The organism is Luteimonas aestuarii (assembly GCF_004357985.1).
Taxonomy (GTDB): Bacteria; Pseudomonadota; Gammaproteobacteria; order Xanthomonadales; family Xanthomonadaceae; genus Luteimonas; species Luteimonas aestuarii.
Genome location: NZ_SMTF01000025.1, coordinates 1 through 17,582 on the forward strand (window position 1 = coordinate 1; position 17,582 = coordinate 17,582).

16 protein-coding genes and 1 pseudogene are annotated in these 17,582 nt (G+C 67.1%); 5 read left to right on the forward strand and 12 right to left on the reverse strand.

Translation table 11 applies throughout. The features are described 5' to 3' along the window. Positions 1-338 precede the first annotated feature (338 nt). The 12 genes from E2F46_RS16955 to dnaA form a co-directional block, all read right to left on the reverse strand. Positions 339-749 carry an ExbD/TolR family protein gene (locus E2F46_RS16955; RefSeq protein ID WP_133323769.1) on the reverse strand — a complete coding sequence of 137 codons (411 nt, stop codon included), beginning with the start codon at positions 747-749 and terminating at the stop codon, positions 339-341. Between the two features lie 157 nt (positions 750-906). Beyond that, entirely contained in the window at positions 907-1,050 is a 144-nt protein-coding gene (locus E2F46_RS17535) for a hypothetical protein (RefSeq protein ID WP_165967512.1), read from the reverse strand. Between the two features lie 478 nt (positions 1,051-1,528). Next, on the reverse strand, positions 1,529-1,951 hold the full coding sequence (locus E2F46_RS16960; RefSeq protein WP_133323770.1) for an ExbD/TolR family protein: 423 nt from the start codon (positions 1,949-1,951) through the stop codon (positions 1,529-1,531). A gap of 18 nt (positions 1,952-1,969) precedes the next feature. After that, positions 1,970-2,398, reverse strand: coding sequence for an ExbD/TolR family protein (locus E2F46_RS16965; protein ID WP_133323771.1), 429 nt, complete (start codon positions 2,396-2,398; stop codon positions 1,970-1,972). Between the two features lie 33 nt (positions 2,399-2,431). After that, positions 2,432-3,181, reverse strand: a complete 750-nt coding sequence (locus E2F46_RS16970) for a MotA/TolQ/ExbB proton channel family protein (protein WP_133323772.1) — start codon at positions 3,179-3,181, stop codon at positions 2,432-2,434. Positions 3,182-3,278: 97 nt separating this feature from the next. After that, positions 3,279-3,944 (reverse strand): energy transducer TonB, encoded by a 666-nt coding sequence (locus E2F46_RS17815; protein WP_133323773.1) that lies wholly within the window; start codon positions 3,942-3,944, stop codon positions 3,279-3,281. A gap of 135 nt (positions 3,945-4,079) precedes the next feature. Then, complete coding sequence (locus tag E2F46_RS16980; protein ID WP_133323774.1) at positions 4,080-5,279, reverse strand: tetratricopeptide repeat protein; 1,200 nt, start codon at positions 5,277-5,279, stop codon at positions 4,080-4,082. 129 nt (positions 5,280-5,408) lie between these two features. Further along, positions 5,409-6,200 carry a M48 family metallopeptidase gene (locus E2F46_RS16985; RefSeq protein WP_133323775.1) on the reverse strand — a complete coding sequence of 264 codons (792 nt, stop codon included), beginning with the start codon at positions 6,198-6,200 and terminating at the stop codon, positions 5,409-5,411. A gap of 120 nt (positions 6,201-6,320) precedes the next feature. Then, complete coding sequence (gene gyrB, locus E2F46_RS16990; protein WP_133323783.1) at positions 6,321-8,762, reverse strand: DNA topoisomerase (ATP-hydrolyzing) subunit B; 2,442 nt, start codon at positions 8,760-8,762, stop codon at positions 6,321-6,323. A gap of 125 nt (positions 8,763-8,887) precedes the next feature. Next, entirely contained in the window at positions 8,888-9,982 is a 1,095-nt protein-coding gene (gene recF, locus E2F46_RS16995) for a DNA replication/repair protein RecF (RefSeq protein WP_133323776.1), read from the reverse strand. Positions 9,983-10,070: 88 nt separating this feature from the next. Further along, a complete protein-coding gene (gene dnaN / locus E2F46_RS17000) occupies positions 10,071-11,171 on the reverse strand; it encodes a DNA polymerase III subunit beta (RefSeq protein WP_133323777.1) in 1,101 nt (366 codons plus the stop codon). Positions 11,172-11,471: 300 nt separating this feature from the next. Further along, positions 11,472-12,806, reverse strand: a complete 1,335-nt coding sequence (gene dnaA / locus E2F46_RS17005; RefSeq protein ID WP_133323778.1) for a chromosomal replication initiator protein DnaA — start codon at positions 12,804-12,806, stop codon at positions 11,472-11,474. A 220-nt stretch (positions 12,807-13,026) separates the two neighbouring features. Between dnaA and rpmH the strand changes: the two genes are divergently transcribed. From rpmH to E2F46_RS17030, 5 genes and pseudogenes are all read left to right on the forward strand, one after another. Further along, on the forward strand, positions 13,027-13,167 hold the full coding sequence (gene rpmH, locus E2F46_RS17010; protein ID WP_133323779.1) for a 50S ribosomal protein L34: 141 nt from the start codon (positions 13,027-13,029) through the stop codon (positions 13,165-13,167). A gap of 20 nt (positions 13,168-13,187) precedes the next feature. Then, positions 13,188-13,631, forward strand: coding sequence for a ribonuclease P protein component (rnpA, locus tag E2F46_RS17015; protein ID WP_133323780.1), 444 nt, complete (start codon positions 13,188-13,190; stop codon positions 13,629-13,631). A 13-nt stretch (positions 13,632-13,644) separates the two neighbouring features. Then, entirely contained in the window at positions 13,645-15,363 is a 1,719-nt protein-coding gene (gene yidC / locus E2F46_RS17020; protein ID WP_133323781.1) for a membrane protein insertase YidC, read from the forward strand. A gap of 66 nt (positions 15,364-15,429) precedes the next feature. After that, complete coding sequence (gene mnmE, locus E2F46_RS17025; RefSeq protein ID WP_133323782.1) at positions 15,430-16,788, forward strand: tRNA uridine-5-carboxymethylaminomethyl(34) synthesis GTPase MnmE; 1,359 nt, start codon at positions 15,430-15,432, stop codon at positions 16,786-16,788. A gap of 98 nt (positions 16,789-16,886) precedes the next feature. Further along, positions 16,887-17,582, forward strand: a pseudogene (locus E2F46_RS17030) (energy transducer TonB); the annotation flags it as partial.

Sequence of the window (17,582 nt, forward strand, 5' to 3'; positions counted from 1 at the left end):
CCCCCCCGGCGCGACCCATTTCAAAGGTCGCGTAGTGCGTCCGGCTGGCCTGCATCCGTCGCCGGCCACGGACCCCATGCCGGTTGCTGCCCAGACCATTCACCACGACACGCGTCAACGAGACCCAGGACGTTGCGAGTTGCCCGGGACCGACGGATGGTCTTCCGCGCATTGCCGCCAACCCCTCGGGCGTCAGCAGGGGAATGGCGGACACGCCGGGCGCACGCCCTGTGCGTGTGTGAGTCCAAGGCTACGCGCACGGCTGACGCGAAAGTGCTGGCGCCCACGCGCGCCGGTGTCATCCCCGGGCCTGGGGAAGTCCGGCGTGGAGCGTCTGGCTACTGACGGACGAATCCGATTTTTGCCATCCCCGCATTGCGCGCCTGCGCGACCACCCGCGCCACCGCCTGGTACTCGCAGTCGCCACTGGCATCGATCTTCAGCAACGGCTGCTCGGCGACGACGCGCGCCGCCTGCGCCTGCATGCGCGCGGCAAGTTCGTTGCGCGACACCGCCTGCCCGTCCCAGTACACCTGCCCACCCGCATCGATGCGCAGGTGGATGGGCATGGGCGGGTCGCGTGTCTGTTGCCGGTCCGTGCTGCCCGGCAGGTCGACGTTGACCGGATACGACAGCGCGGGCGCCGTGACCATGAAGATGATCAACAGCACCAGCAGCACATCGCACAGGGGAATGATGTTGATCTCGGCGATTGCCTGACCGCGCGGAACCGAATCGGAAAAAGCCATGGCGACCTCCTCGCGTGGACCGGTGTGCGCGATCCACGCTACGCCTGTCGGCCCCGCCGGGCAAGCGGCACCACCGGCCTGTCTTCGGGCGGGACCCTCCGCGCGGGCCTTGGTCGGGCAGCGGGCCTCGCTTGCCCTGTCGCGACATGGCCGCGGCTCACAACACCTCGGGCAGGCCCAGGCAGTCCTCAAGCACCACGCAAAAGGTGTTGAGCGTGTGCTCTCGGCCGTGGAACGAGATGTCGTATGGCCCGGTCAGGCCCGGTTGTCCCAGCGCGCCTTGCGGCGCCGATCCGTACATGGTCGCCTGACGATCCAATCCGACCGAACCCAATCTGAAATTCGCCGGTGGCGGCCGACCGGGAGGACAGATCGTTACCTTGGTCCGGGTAGAGTCGGTGCCGCGCCCGCGGCCTGGACGTCATCCCCGGCTGCCGCCGCTCCTGCAACAGCCGGGTCAGCTGTGCGCCCAGGACTTGGCGAGCCGTCCGGGATGTTGGCTGCTTTGCCGATGCACTCCAGCGCTTCCGGCGTCAGGGGGGAATCATGCTTGTCATCGGGCTCCTTTCCGTCTTGCGTGGGTCACCTGCTCCCTGGCTGGCGAGCACATCCCGTGCCAAGCGTGATGCATCACACCTTTCCCCGGCAGCCCGATCTGTGCGTGATCCGATGCCGGGATTGCGTGCCAAAAAAAACGCCGTCCTGTTGGACGGCGTTGAAGGTTTGCGTCGGTAAGCGGGCTGGCGCGCTGCAGGGCGCCGGCTGCTGTATTGCTGTTGCTATTGCCTGCGTACGAAACCGATCTTTTGCATGTGCGCGTTCTTCGCCGCGGCCAGGACCCGTGCCAGCATCCCGTATTCCGCGTCTTCAGCCACGTCGATCTCCAGCGTCGGCTGGTTGGCCGGGTCACGCTGGACTTCCGACTCCATCATGTTGCGGAGCGCGGACACCGGGGTCGGGCTGTCGTTCCAGAACACCGTGCCACCCGCGTCGATCCGCAGCCGGATTGGCGGCGGTGGTTCGGTCGGGGTTTGCGGCGGGTTCGTCGAACGCTGCGGCAGATCGATGTCGATCGGGTAGGACACCTGCGGGGCCGTGACCATGAAGATGATCAGCAGCACCAGCATGATGTCGCACAACGGGATGATGTTGATGTCGGCCATCGGCGCGCCATCTGCACCTCCGCCGGATGAGAAAGCCATCTGAGTTCTCCCGTTCCGTTACTGTTCGCGGGCCGCGACGAAGCCGACCTTGCGCATGCCCTTGGCTTGCGCGAGGTTGACGACTTCGTTGACGGTCCGGTACGGCGTGGTCGCGTCGCCACGGATGTTGACCGGCGGCTGCGGCGTCTTCTGCGCCTCCACGGCCAGGGTGCTATCGAGCAGGTCGATCGTCACCGGTTGGTCGTTGAGGTACAGGTTGCCGTTCGCAGTGATCGCGATGGTCAAGGGCGGTGCGGGCGGCGCCTTGTCGGGACGCTCGTCAAGGTTGGCCTGTGGCAGCTCCACCTTGACCTTGTGCGCCATCAGCGGTGCCGTGACCATGAAGATGATCAGCAGCACCAGCATCACGTCGACCAACGGCACGATGTTGATCGTGGCGTTGACCTTGCCGTGTCCGCCGTCTCCGCCGCCTGAACTGAAGGCCATGTCGGATCTCCTGCGTCAGTCTGTGTCGTTCGCTCAGCGACCTTGCACTTCGCCGACGCGCGAGCCGGTGGCGAAGAAGTCGTGCAGGTCGTGCGCGAAGGTGTCGAGCTTGTTGTTCGTGTTGCGGTTCAGCCGCACGAAGTAGTTGTAGCCCAGCACCGCCGGGATCGCGACGCCAAGGCCGATCGCGGTCATGATCAACGCCTCGCCGACGGGGCCTGCGACCGCGCCGATGTCGGCCTGGCCAGTGGCACCGATGCGGATCAGCGCGTTGTAGATGCCCCACACCGTACCCAGCAGGCCGACGAACGGCGCGGTGGCGCCCACGGTGGCCAGCAGGGTCAGGCCGGTCTCGAGGTTCAGCGACTCGCGGGTCACGGCCTGGCGCAGCGCGCGATCGACGAACTCGGAGCGGTTGAGGGTTTCGACCAGGCGCGAACCTTCATGGCGCTGGTGGTGCGCGGCGGCCTGTGCGGCGTCGAGGGCGACCTTGGAGAACGGCTCGCTCTTGGGCTGCTCTTCCATGAAGCGGATCGCGTCCTGCGCGTTCGGGGTTTCCCAGAACGTGGCAATGACGCGGTCGGAGTTCTTCTTGAGCCCGATGTTCTTGATGAAATTGAAGACGATCCAGTAGATCGACATGATCGACATGATCACCAGCGTGATGAACACGATCCAGTTCACCGGAGTCATGTGTTCGATCATGTTCGCGAAGCCCATTTGCGTCAGGGCTTCGGCGCTGTTGCCGGTTCCAGCGGCGGCGTTGAGGGTTTCCTGCAGCATGACGCTTACCTTTTGGATTTAGTGATTTGAAGGGGTGGTTCTTGGTGCGGTTGGAGCAACTGGTCCCCGCCGGACGACCGACGGGCTTGAATACGGATCAGAGCGTGAAGTCCACGGTCACGTTCGCCACGCCGCCCACGGCCTGGCCGTTGCGACGGCCGGGATTGACCGTCCAGCGGCGCACGCCCTGCAGCGCCGCGCGATCAAGGTCGCGGTTGCGGCTGGAGCGGAAGATGGTCGCGTCGGTGATGCGGCCACTTGCGTCGTAGGTCACCTGCACGATCACGGTGCCGGTGATGCCAGAGCGCGCCGCGGCCGGCGGGTACTGGATCGGGAACTGCGAGCGCGTCGAGGCATCGACCTCGCCACCCGCGATATCGGGCTGGGCGGCGGGCGGTGCCGGCGGCGCTGGCGGCGGCGCCGGGGTGTCGATCGGCGACGGATCATCGAAGACCACCGGCGGGTCTTCCGGCGGCGGCGGCAACGGACTCGGCTGCGGCGGCGCCAGCTGGCGGATTTCCTGCGGCGGCGGCGGCTCCGGCGGCGGCGGCGGTGGTGGTGGTGGTGGCGGTGGCGGTTCGATGATGACCACGCGGGTCACGTCAGTGTCTTCCTGGGCGATCGTCGGCGGCGCCACCGGTGCCATCAGCAGCATCAGTGCGGCGACGTGGACAGCCACCACCAGGGTAAAGCCAGCGATACGGGCCCAGTTCAGACCTTCGTCTTCGTCGTTCCTGCTGGTCCTCGGCGAGTATTGCGTCATGCGATCAACTCAAGTCTGTCCAGGCGGCGGCCGCGGGGCCGTTGGCGAAATCGTGGCCGTTGCAGGCCACGCGAACGCCGAAGCTTATACCAATCCTGCGGGCGTGCACCATCTGGTCACGCCCCCAATTTGCTGTTAGCCAGGCTGGCGGAGGATGCGCTGCGCTTCGTCCGGCGAGCGGATGCCCTTGTCCAGCGCCTGCTGGGCCGCCTGCTTCGCTTCCGGCATGCGACCCTCGGCCCACAGCACCTTGGCGAGGTTGAGATAGGTCTCGCCATCCGGCGCCAGCGGCGCGGCCTTGCGGTAAGCATCGATGGCCGGGCCGGGCTGGTCGGAGAAGTAGTAAGCCTGCGCCAGCATGTTGTACATCGCGTGGTCGCCCTTGAGGATCTGCTTCTCGAGACCTTCGTTGATGACCGCAATGGCCTCGCGCTCCTTTTCCCCGGAGTTGAGGTACATCACCGCCAGGTTGCGGTATTCGCTCTCGGTGGTCAGCTCGCCGGCCGCACGCAGCCGCTCGTAGATCGGCAGCGCACGGTCGTACTGGTCGGCCTGGATGTAGGTCGCGGCCAGGTTGAGCTGGGACTGCTTGTCGCCGGGTGCGTTGGCGGCGATCTGTTCGGCCAGCGCGGTCGCCTTCGACGCATCACCCGTCTCGACGTAGCTGGCCATCAAGATCTGGGTCCACTCCGGCTTTGGCGTCTCGGCGGCTTGCATCGCGGCCTCGATCGCGGTGATCGCTTCCGGGTAGCGCTCCATCTGGTACAGCACGATGCCCTTCAGGCCCAGGTGATCGGGAACCTGCGCATTGGTTTCGGCGGCGAGCCGCTCCAGCACCGCCAGCGACTGCTCGTTCTGGCCCTCCTGCGCGTGGAGCTGGGCCACCATCCACATCGTGTCGAAATGGTCGTTGTTGTTCAGCCCGTTGAAGGCGAGCGCCTCGTTGAACGACGCAATGGCGGCGGCGGGGTCTTCACCCACCTGCGCCGCGCCCAGCAGCCGCTTCGCTACCGACTTGTCGTAATCGTTCGCATTGGCCTGCGAGAGGATGTCCTCGGCGAGTGCGGGAACCGCATCGAAGTCGCCGTCGTTGTAGGCGGTGCTCAGGCGGTTGAGCCGCTGGCCCATGCGCGCGGACGCCCTGGCTTCGGGCTCCTGCCGCGTCGCATTCGGATACTGGGCCTCGGCGGGTGCTGCCGCTGCCTGGCTGCTTTGCTGCTGGCGTGCGTTGCGACGTTCCTCCAGCGAGCGCTGGGCATTGGCCGAGGTCGTGGCGAACACCAGGGCCAGGGCGACGAACAACTTCGCGTGGGTCGTGCGGAACAGGGTCTTCATCTTTCTCACCTTCTCTCGTCAGTGGTTGGCCGCTGAAGCGTACGCATGGCACGCGGCGTCGACCAGACCTGTAGTGCGAATCCAACTCCGTGCAGGTTCGCCCGGCGGTGGGCGCCCTGCAGCGTGCAATCAGCCGCAGCTCGGCCTGCGGCCTGCGGCGCGGGCTTGTTCGAACGTTGGCATGAGCTGCTCCGCGCGTGCCTGCAGTTCGCCGATGCGGCTCTGCGGATCGGGATGCGTGGACAACCACTGCGGGGGGCGGTTACCGCCCGCGGCGATCATGTTCTGCCACAGCGAGACCGCGCCGCGCGGATCGTAGCCAGCGCTGGCCATCAACCGTTGGCCGACGATATCGGCTTCTGTTTCCTGCGCGCGCGAACCGGGCAGCAGGAAGCCCGTCTGCGCCAGGACGCTACCGCCCTGCGCAGCCGCCTGGCCGTAGTTGCCGGCGAGCGATCCGAGCAGCTGCACGGCGCCTGCCGCGCCCATCTGCCGGGTGATGCGTTCGTCATGGTGGTTCTCGACCACGTGGCCGATCTCGTGCGCGATGACCGCCGCCAGCTGGTCCTGGTTGCGCGCCACCGAAAACAGCCCCGAGTTCACGCCCACCTTGCCGCCCGGCAGCGCGAACGCGTTCGGCTCATCCTGGGAGAAGACCGCGGTTTCCCATGCGATCTGGCGCTGCTGCGCAGGCAGTTCACGCACCAGGCTGTCGACGACGCAGCGCACGTACGCGTTCTGGCGTGTGTCCGTGCTCAGCGGCCCCTTCTGCTTGGCTTCGGTAAACGCCTGCTCTCCCAGCTGATTGAGCTGGGCCTGCGAGACGGCACCGACAAACTGGGTGCGGCCGGTCGACGACGTGGTGGTCGCGCACGCGGCCAGTGCGCCCACCATCGCGAGTGCAAGAACTCCGTGCTTCATGTCACACCCCTCGGATCGGACGCGCAGTGTCACTGCGCCCAGCTTAAATTTTCGTCAACGGCGGGCACCCGACCGCGGTCGCGTTCAGGGTGCGCGTTCCGCCAGCGCGTGCGGGCTTCGTCAGATGTCGAGATTCGCCACGCGCAGGGCGTTGTCCTCGATGAAGGCCCGGCGCGGCTCCACCACATCGCCCATCAGGGTGCTGAAGATCTGGTCGGCGGCCACTGCATCCTCGATCCGGACCTGCAACAGGCGGCGGGTTTCAGGATTGACCGTGGTTTCCCACAGCTGCTCGGGATTCATCTCGCCCAAGCCCTTGAAGCGCTGGATCTGGCGGCCCTTCTTGGCTTCTTCCAGCAACCAGGCCTGTGCCTCGGCGAAACTGGTCACGTCCTGTGCGCGGTTGCCGCGGACGATGCGCGCCCCCGGGCGGACCAGGCCATGCAGCAACGCGGCCGCATCGCGCACGGCGCGCAGTTCGCCGCCTTCGAATGCCGACAGTGGCAATGCCTGGATCGATTCCAGGCCCATGTGCCGGCGCTTGACCAGCAACGTGGCGCCCTGGCTTTCGCCGGCCGGCTGGAATTCCAGCGCGTAGCGCGGCTTGCCCAACCCGTCCTGGTTGAGGCGCCTTTCCAGCGCAGCCAGCTCGTGGCGTTCATCGGTGTTGTCCGCCAGCCGCCGCGCATCCAGTGGCGAAAAGTCGACCAGTGCCTCGACCAGCTGCGGATCGTAACGGTGCGCGTTGCGCGCGATGGCTTCGCGCGCGCCGGCATACGCCAGCAGCAGCTTCTCCAGCGCCGCGCCCTCGATCGGCGGCTCGCCCTCGGCCGGCACCAGCGAAGCACCTTCGACCGCATTACCGGCAAGGTACGCGTCGAGGGCGGCCTCGTCCTTGAGGTACAGCTCGGCCTTGCCCTGCTTGATCTTGAACAGCGGCGGCAGGCCGATGTAGACGTGGCCGCGCTCGATCAGCTCCGGCATCTGCCGGTAGAAGAAGGTCAGCAGCAGGGTGCGGATGTGGCTGCCGTCGACGTCGGCGTCGGTCATCAGGATGATGCGGTGGTAGCGCAGCTTGTCCGGGTTGTACTCGTCCTTGCCGATGCCGGTGCCCAGCGCGGTGATCAGGGTGCCCACTTCCGCGCTGCCGAGCATGCGGTCGAAACGCGCGCGCTCGACGTTGAGGATCTTGCCCTTGAGCGGCAGGATCGCCTGGGTCTTGCGGTTGCGGCCCTGCTTGGCCGAGCCGCCGGCCGAGTCACCCTCGACGATGAACAGTTCAGACAGCGCCGGGTCCTTTTCCTGGCAGTCGGCCAGCTTGCCGGGCAGGCCGGCGATATCCAGGGCACCCTTGCGGCGGGTCAGGTCGCGGGCCTTGCGCGCGGCCTCGCGGGCGCGGGCGGCGTCGACGATCTTGCCGGCGATCGCACGGGCTTCGTTGGGGTGTTCCTGCAGGAACTCCTCCAAACGCGCCGCGAACGTGCTGTCAACAACCGGTCTCACGTCGGATGAGACCAATTTCTCCTTGGTCTGCGACGAGAAGCTGGGATCAGGCACCTTGACCGACAGCACGGCGATCAAGCCCTCGCGCATGTCATCGCCGGAAAAACTGACCTTGGCCTGCTTGGCGATGCCGTTCTGCTCGATGTAGTTGCTCAACGTGCGCGTCAGTGCCGAGCGGAAGCCCTGCAGGTGGGTGCCGCCATCCTTCTGCGGAATGTTGTTGGTGAAGCAGAACATCGTTTCCTGGTAGGCGTCGGTCCATTGCAGGGCCACGTCCACGGTGATGCCGTTCTGTTCGCCGGTCACCGAGATGACATGCGGGTGCAGCGGCGTCTTCAGCTGCGCCAGGTGCTCGACGAAACTGCGGATGCCGCCTTCGTACTGGAACACGTCCTGGCGGCCTTCGCCGCGCTCGTCGATCAGGGTGATCTTGACGCCCGAGTTGAGGAACGACAGTTCGCGCAGGCGGCGCGCGAGGATGTCGTAATGGAACTCGGTATCGGTGAAGATCTCGGCCGACGGCCAGAAGCGGAGCGTGGTGCCCTTGCGGTCCGAGGCCTCCAGCCGCTGCAGCGGCGCGACCGGCTCGCCCAGCGCGTATTCCTGGTGGTGGTGGTGGCCGTCGCGCCAGATGTCGAGCGTCAGCTTGCTCGACAGCGCATTGACCACCGAGACGCCCACGCCGTGCAGGCCGCCGGACACCTTGTAGCTGTTGTCGTCGAACTTACCGCCGGCGTGCAGCACGGTCATGATGACCTCGGCCGCCGAGCGTCCTTCTTCCTTGTGGGTGTCGACCGGAATGCCGCGACCGTTGTCCGACACCGAGACCGAGCCATCCTCGTGGATGCGCACGAAGACGTCGTCGGCATGGCCGGCCAGCGCTTCGTCGATCGAGTTGTCGACCACCTCGAACACCATGTGGTGCAGGCCGGTGCCATCGTGCACGTCGCCGATGTACATCCCGGGCCGCTTGCGGACGGCCTCGAGGCCGCGCAGGACGGTGATCTTGCTGGAATCGTAGCTGTTGTCGGAGCCGGGCTGGACGGTTTCGTCGGTCATCTGCGTCGTCATGGCAACGGCGGCCGCGCGGCACCGGGAGACGGCAGCGCGGGCACACCATAGATATAGAGATTCAACGCGGAATTATAGCATCCGGGGCGATGGCCACCCCGGTGTGCTGGACGTCACCCCGCCGCCTCCAGGCGACCATGTTCCACGTGGAACACTTTTGGTTGCGCGCCCGTCTCGGACAGGGCGCGCGGCAACTCGGTTCCGCTGATGAAGACCTGCGCACCCGTGCCCGTCAGATAGTTCAGGACGCGTTGCTGGTGCGCCTGGTCCAGCTCGGAAGCCAGGTCGTCCAGGACCACCACGGGCCAGCCGCCTGCGACGTCTGCGGCGAGGGCTTGCGCCTGTGCCATCAGGCAGGTCAGGGCGAGCAGCTTGGCTTGCCCGCGCGAGAGTGTGTCGTGGCTGGCGCCCGACGCAAGCGAGACCTGCCAGTCCGCGCGGTGTGGCCCCACGGTGGTATGCCCGACTGCGCGATCACGGTCACGTGCAAGCAGAAGGGCGTCGGCCAGCGGAAGATCGGCCTGCTTCCAGCCCGGATGCAGTCGGTATTCCGCCTGTCCCAGCGAGGGTGCAAGGGTCGACACCAGCGCAGGCAGCTCCTGCTGCAGGCGGTCGATGTATCCCTGGCGATAGCGGGACAGGGGTTCCCCCGCTTCGACGAGCTCGGCATCCCAACTGTCGAGCTGACGATCGCCGCCCTGCGCTTTCAGCAAGGCATTGCGCTGGCGGAGGGCGCGGCTGTACTTGCGCCAGACCGGGAAGAAGTCCGGTTCCACGTGGAACAGCCCCCAATCGAGGTATCGGCGGCGGATCTCGCTGCTACCGTCTATCAGGGCATGGCTCCCTGGCTCGAAACTGACGACTTCCAGCACGGCGCAAAGCTGGCTGAGCTGGTCGACGCTGGTGCCATCGAGCTTGCCGACCCACGCCTGGCCGGTATGCCGCAGGCCGGCCTTGCGCACCCGGCCCGGATCGCCCGACTCCTCCCATTCGACAAACACCTCCAAGGCATCCGCGCCGCGACGCACCAAACCGTCACGTACCCGGCCACGGAAACTCCGGCCATATGCCATCAGATGCAATGCCTCGAGCACACTGGTCTTGCCCGCACCATTGCCGCCCACGAGCAGGTTGAGCCCGGGACCCGGGCCGATCTGCAGGGCGTCGAAGCAACGCAGGTCGCGCGCTTCCAGCCGGGTCACCCGCATGGGGTGCTCCCAAACGCACACACCACAGCAAAACGCCCGGATTGCTCCGGGCGTCCTGTCGCATGCCGTGGTCGAGGGGTGTGTCCGGTCACAGGCGCAGCGGCATCACCACGTGGCGGCACTTGTCGCTGCCGGCCTCGCGCACCAACGCTGAGGAATTGGCATCGCGCAACTGCACCACGACATGCTCGTCGCGCAGGGCGGTGAGGGCGTCCAGCAGATAGTTGACGTTGAAGCCGACCGCCAGGCCATCGACCTTGGTGTCGGCCTCCAGCTCTTCCTGCGCCTCTTCCTGTTCCGGATTGTGCGCGTTGATCTTCAGCAGGTCGGGCGAAACCTCGATGCGCACGCCGCGGTACTTCTCGTTGGACAGGATGGCCGCACGCTGCAGCGACGCCCGCAGGGCCTCGCGGTCCACCTTGACCTCGCGGTCGGCACCGATCGGAATCACCGCTTCGTAATCGGGGAAGCGGCCGTCGATCAGCTTGCTGGTAAAAGTGACGTCGTCCCGCTTCACCCGCAGGTGGTTACGGCCCATTTCCAGCACCAGCTCGCGGTCGCCACCTTCCAGCAGGCGCTGCAGTTCCTGCACGCCCTTGCGCGGCACGATGATCTGGCGCTTGGTCTGCACCGTTGCCTCCAGCGCAGTCTCGCAGAGGGCCAGGCGGTGGCCATCGGTGGCCACGCAGCGCAGGCGCTTGTCTGCCAGGTCGAACAGCAGTCCGTTGAGGTAATAGCGCACGTCCTGCTGGGCCATCGCGAACGCCGTGCGTTCGATCAGCTCCTTCAGCGCCGCTTCCGGCACGCTCACGCGCTCGGTGGCCTCCACCTCGTCGATCGACGGAAAATCGTTCGCCGGCAGGCTGGCCAGGGTAAAGCGGCTGCGGCCGGCCTGCACCGTGATCTTGTCACCGGACTGGCTGACGGTGACCTTGCTGCCATCGGGCAGGGCGCGAACGATGTCGAACAGCTTGCGCGCCGGGATCGTGGTCTCGCCATCCTCGGCATCATCCACGCTGCTGCGCGACACCATCTCGACCTCGAGGTCGGTGCCGGTCAGCGACAGCTGCCCGCCGTTGACCTGGGTCAGCAGGTTGGCCAGCACCGGCAGGGTCTGGCGGCGTTCGACGACGTTGACCACCTGGGCCAACGGCTTCAGAAGGACTTCTCGTTGCAGGCTGAAACGCATGCGGAAGGATTCCTGTGGCCTGATGCTCTTCGGATAAGGATTAAAAACTGAAAGTGGTGGTGCTGGTACAGGGCGGAAATGTGGGAAAACAAATCCAAGTTATTGATTTTGTTGAACTAAAGAGCATGTTAAACCATGCGGACAACATCCTGCGGCTCTGCGGACAAGCTGTGGATGGATTTCATGGCCCCTCAGCTATCCACAAGATATCCCGGTTTTGCCCCGCGCGATCCACCATCCCTCGCGTTCGTTGCCAAGTGTACGTTGCCCGTGAGCGAACGGCAGCGACCTCGTGGGCGCTCACTCGCTGAGCTTACGGATCAGTTTGTCCCAGTCCTCGCGCAGCTTGCCGTCGCTCTGTTGCAGGGTGCGGATCTGGCGGCAGGCATGGAGCACCGTGGTGTGGTCGCGACCGCCGAAGGCATCACCGATCTCCGGCAGGCTGTGCTCGGTCAGCTCCTTGGCCAGTGCCATCGCCATCTGCCGAGGCCGCGCCAGCGAGCGCGTGCGTTTCTTGCCCAACAGGTCCTTCATCTGCAAACCGTAGTAGTCGGCCACGGTCTTCTGGATGTTGGGGATGCTGATCGCCGCCTGCTGCGCGCGCAGCAGGTCGCGCAGCGTTTCCTGTGCGAACTCCGTGGTGATGCTGCGCCCGGTGAAGTTGGCGCGTGCAGCCAGCGTGTTCAGCGCGCCCTCGAGGTCGCGCACGTTGGAGTGCATCTTCTTCGCCAGCAGGAATGCGACCTCGTCGGGCACCACGGTGCCCCGCTCGCGCGCCTTCGACAGCACGATCTGCGCGCGGGTCTCGAAGTCGGGCGGGTCGATCGCCACCGACAGCCCCCACGACAGCCGCGATTTCAGCCGTGGCTCCAGGCCATCGACCTCGCGCGGATAGCGGTCGCAGGTCAGGATGATCTGCTGCTTGCCGTCGAACAACGTGTTGAAGGTGTGGAAGAACTCTTCCTGGGTGCGGTCCTTGCCGGCGAAGAACTGGATGTCGTCGATCAGCAGCGCATCGATGCCCTGGAACTGCCGCTTGAAGGCCGGCATGCCGCCGCTGGTCCGGTCGTACAACGCCTTGGTGAACGCGCTCATGAAATCGTCCGAACGCATGTACAGCACGCGCGCGGCAGGATTGTTGCGGCGCATCTCGTTGCCAGCGGCGAACATCAGGTGGGTCTTGCCCAGGCCGGTGCCGCCGTACAACAGCAGCGGGTTGTGCGTGCGGTCGCCGGGCTTCAGCGCGGCTTGCCACGCAGCGGCGCGGCCGAGCTGGTTGCTGCGGCCTTCGACGAAGTTGTCGAAGGTGTAGTGGTTGTCGAGGTTGCCGGTGAAATCGACCGGTGCCGGCACCGTTGGCGGCAAGCCCGCCGTGGCGGCAGGCTTGGCCGCGGCCGGGCGCGGCAGCGAGCCCACCTCGAGTGCGACGTCACCGTGGCCGCTGTAGTGCGAGAGCAGTTCGCGGATCCGTGCCAGGTAACGCGACTCGACCTCGTCGCGGACAAAGGCGTTGGGCGCGTAGAGCACCGTCCGGTGCTCGTCGCTGCGCGCCTGCAGCGGGCGCAGCCAGGTGTGCACATCCTCCGCCGGGTACTCGGATTCCAGTCGTTCTAGGCAGCGGGGCCAGGCATCCATGGGGTGGGTCGGGGTCGTCGAAGGGCGCGCCTGACGCGAATGGATCGCGTTGGCCAGCGGGAACGGGAGCAGGGCAGACTACCACCGGCAAGGTGCCCGGGCCCATCCGCGACCGTGCCGGCGTCGACCGGCCCGGGCAGGCAGCGGTTGACGTGTACGTTCGAGCGCCGTTAGAATCTCCGGTTCTGTCAATCGCGTCACCGCTGAGAGCAACACCGCCATGGCCACCAAGCGCACCTACCAGCCCAGCAACCTCAAGCGCAAGCGCGACCACGGCTTCCGTGCGCGCATGAAGACGGCCGACGGCCGCAAGATCCTGGCCCGTCGCCGCGCCAAGGGCCGCACGCGCCTCTCGGCCTGAGTGCCGCCCCCGGTTCGGACGTGAGAACCGGCGACACTCCCCCCCAGAACGACCATCGCTTCCCGCGCCAGGCGCGGGTACGCGCGCGTCCGGAATTCGACCTCGTGTTCAAGGACGGCCGTCGCACCGCGACGCCGCTGCTGGCCGTGCACTGGCTGCGCGATGCCGCCCCGCCCAGGCTCGGCCTGGCAGTGTCGCGCAAGGTCGATACCCGCGCCGTCGAACGCAACCGCATCAAGCGCAACCTGCGCGAAACCTTCCGCGCCCTGCGACCAGCGCTGTCGCCCGGCGCCTACGTCGTGGTCGCGCGCAATGCCGCTTCAGGACAGGCGCCGATGCGATTGCGCGGCGCGTTCACCGACGCCTTGCGCCGTGCTGGTGCGTTGCCGCCGGAATGCGTGGACGGCACAATGCCGCCCGCCTCCCCTCCACCCACGACAACGCCGCAGACCCGCGGCGAATGAGCTCGCCCGCCTGATGAACCAGACCCGTACCTTCCTGATCCTCGCCTGGCTGATGGTGGCGACCTTGCTGTGGATGGAGTGGAGCAAGGAAAAGGCTGCGCCGCCGGTTGCCACGGCGCCGACCGCAGCGGCAACCGGCGCGGCGTCGACGCCCAACGGCGGCATTCCCGCTGCGCCCGTGGCGCCCCAGGCCGGCGTGCCGGACGCACCCGCGTTGCCCAGCGCCCCCGGCGCTGTCGCGGAAACCGCCACGCCGGCCACGAGCGCGGGCGCGGTGCGGGTGGAAACCGACGTGCTGCGCCTGCTGGTCGATGGCGGCAGCGTGCGCCGCGCCGAGCTGCTGCAGTATCCGCAGACGCGTGACGAGAGCAGCCCGCCGGTCATCCTGTTCGACGACGACCCGGGACGCTTCTATGCCGCGCAGACCGGCTGGGTCAGCGCCACCAACCCCGCGCCCAACCACATCGAAGGTTTCGTGCCGGAAGCACCCGGAACCGAGTACCGCCTTGGAGATGGCAGCGACACCCTGGTCGTGCCGTTCCTCTGGCGTGGTGCGGATGGCGTGACCATCCGCCGCACCTTCACTTTCCAGCGCGGCCAGTACACCGTCGCCGTGCGCGACGACATCGTCAACAACGGTTCGGCCGCGTGGCAGGGGGTGGCCTACCGCCAGTTGATGCGGGGTTCGCCCAACATCAAGCGCGGCATGACCAACCCCGAGTCCTTCAGCCTGACCGGCGCCACCTGGTTCGGCGCCAACAATGGTTACTCGCGGCGCTGGTTCACCGACTTCGAAGACGGCAAGGTGCAGCAGTCCGACACCAACGCCTGGATCGCGTTCGTGCAGCACCACTTCTTCACCGCCTGGCTGCCGGACGTGCCGCAGGCCGAGGTGGAGGTGGTGCTGGACACCGACCGCAGCAGCGGCGCGCCGCGCTACTTCATCCGCGACATGGGCAAGGCGCCGATCGTGGTCGCGCCCGGCCAGCAGGCCAGCGCCAGCGCGCGGCTGTGGATCGGACCGAAGCTGGTCGAGCAGATCCAGGCACAGCAGGTGCGTGGCCTCGACCGCGTGGTCGATTACAGCCGCTTCACCATCATGGCCTGGCTGGGCGAGGGCCTGTTCCGCGTGCTGGCGCTGCTGTACGGCGTGTTCGGCAACTGGGGCTGGGCGATCGTGGGCCTGGTGCTGCTGGTCAAGCTGCTGATGTACCCGCTGTCGGTCGCGCAGTACAAGTCGATGGCCAGGATGCGCAAGTTCCAGCCGCGCATCGCGCAGCTCAAGGAGCGCTACGGCGACGACAAGCAGAAGTTCCAGGTCGCGATGATGGAGCTGTACAAGAAGGAGAAGATCAACCCGGTCGGTGGCTGCCTGCCGATCCTGCTGCAGATGCCGATCTTCTTCGCGCTGTACTGGGTGCTGCTGGAGTCGGTGGAACTGCGCCACGCGCCCTGGATCCTGTGGATCCAGGACCTGACCGCGCGCGACCCGCTGTTCATCCTGCCGGTGATCAATGCCGCGGTGATGTGGGCCACGCAGAAGCTGTCGCCGATGGTCGGGATGGACCCGATGCAGCAGCGGATCATGCAGATGATGCCGCTGGTGTTCGGCGTGATGATGGTCTTCTTCCCGGCCGGCCTGGTCCTGTACTGGGTGGTCAACGGCGGCCTCGGCCTGCTGCAGCAGTGGTGGATGATCCGCAAGTACAGCGAGGCCCCGGTGAAGGCCTGATCCCCGCCGTCTTCCGCGACGAAGCCCGCCGGTCGGCGGGCTTCGTGTTTCTGCGACCATACCGACATGACGCCGCACGCCGCGCCCGACACCATCGTTGCCATCGCCACCGCAGCCGGTGCCGGCGGCGTCGGCATCGTGCGCCTGTCCGGCCCGGCGTCGCGCAGCATTGCCGAAAAGCTGTGCGGGCGCCCGCTGCGGCCACGCCATGCGCACCATGTGCGCTTCGCGGGCGATGAGGGCACGACCGTCGACGATGGCATCGCGCTGTCGTTCCCGGCACCGGCCAGCTTCACCGGCGAGGACGTGGTGGAACTGCAGGTGCACGGGAGCCCCGCGGTGCTGCACGAGCTGGTGCGCCTGTGCTGCATGCATGGCGCGCGCCGGGCGCGGCCCGGTGAATTCAGCGAGCGCGCCTTCCTCCACGGCAAGCTCGACCTGGCGCAGGCCGAAGCAGTGGCGGACCTGATCGCCGCGGCCGACCTGCAGGCCGCGCAGGCCGCGCGACGTTCGCTGGAGGGCGAATTCTCGCGTCGCGTCGACGCCATCGCATCGGCGCTGCTGGCATTGCGCGTGCATGTCGAGGCGATGATCGATTTCGTGGATGAACCCATCGAAACACTCGGCGGCAACGAGGTTGGCGCGCGCCTGCGCGACGCCGCAGGCGGGCTGGCCACCTTGCTGGCCGAAGCCGAGCGCGGCCGCAAGCTGCGCGACGGTTTGCACGTGGTGATCGTCGGCCCGCCGAACGCAGGCAAGAGCTCGCTGCTCAACGCACTGGCCGGTAGCGACCGCGCCATCGTCACCGACATTGCCGGCACCACGCGCGACCTGTTGCAGGAGACCGTGCGGGTGGGGGGCATCGAACTCACCCTGGTCGATACCGCCGGACTGCGTGAAGGCGGCGACGCCATCGAGCGCGAAGGCATGCGACGCGCGCAGGCGGAGCTGCAGCGTGCGGACCTGGCGCTGGTGGTGCTGGATGCGCGCGATCCCGAGGCCGGGATCGCGGCGATCGGCGGCGTCATGCCTGCGACCGGCCAATGTCTGGTCGTCCACAACAAGCTGGACTTGCTGCCCGCGGGCGACCAAGAGCGCGAAGCTGGCGAAGGCAACGACGGCGTCCTCCGGGTGTCGGTGTGTACCGGCGCCGGGTTGCCCGCGCTGGAAGCGCGCCTGCACGCCTGGATGGGCGCTGCCGACGGCGGCGAGGGCGCCTTCACGGCGCGGCAGCGCCATGTCGACGCGCTGGGCCGCGCCTCCGCAGAACTGGCCGAAGCGCGCAGGGGATTGGACGGCGGGATGCTCGACCTGTCGGCCGAAGCCCTGCGCCAGGCGCACGATGCTTTGGGTGAGATCACCGGGCGGGTGCGTCCGGATGATCTACTCGGTCACATTTTTTCGACCTTCTGCATCGGCAAATAGCGCCCCGGGCCACAATGGAAGGTCGCGGGAGTTGACAAACGGCCGCCGCTGTCGCGTCCTTACGCAGCGCGACCCATGCGCAACAGGGGAGAGTTTCGATGTCCAGCAAGACCACAATGGCCGGAAGGCAGGTACCGCTGCGGATGGCGCTCGTGATCGCGATGGCGGTGTTGGCGACGTCCTGCTCGAAGGATGCGCCGGAAACCGCCACCGCCGATCCGGCGGCGGCCAGCGCGCAGGCCGCCGCGGAACAGCAGCAGGCCGCGGAGGCGGTGGCCGCGATGACGCCCGAACAGCTGCGCGAGGCGGCGTCCAAGGCGTACCAGGAAAGCCGGCTTTACGCACCCGGTGGCGACAACGCAATGGAGTACTACCTTGCGCTGCGCGAGAAGCAGCCTGCGGACGCGGGGGTGTCCAGTGCGCTGATCGACCTGCTGCCGATGACGGTGATCGCCACCGAACAGAGTCGCGACCGCGAGGACTTCGACGAGGCCCGTCGCCTGCTCGCGCTGATCGAGCGCGCCGACAAGTCGCACCCAGCGCTCGAGCGCCTGTCTTCGACCATCGCAACCTCGGAAGCCGGTGTTGCGCGCCGCGTCGAGCAGCAACAACTCACCGCCGAGCAGGAAGACCAGCGCCGCCAGCAACTCGAGCGCGAGCGCCTCGAGCAGCAGCGCGTGGCGCAGGAACAGGCTGCGCAGCAACTGGTGCAACAGCAGCAGGCCGCGGAAGCCGAGGCCGCGCGCCAGCAAGCCGCCCAGCAGGAGGCAGCCCGCCAGGAAGCGGCGCGCCAG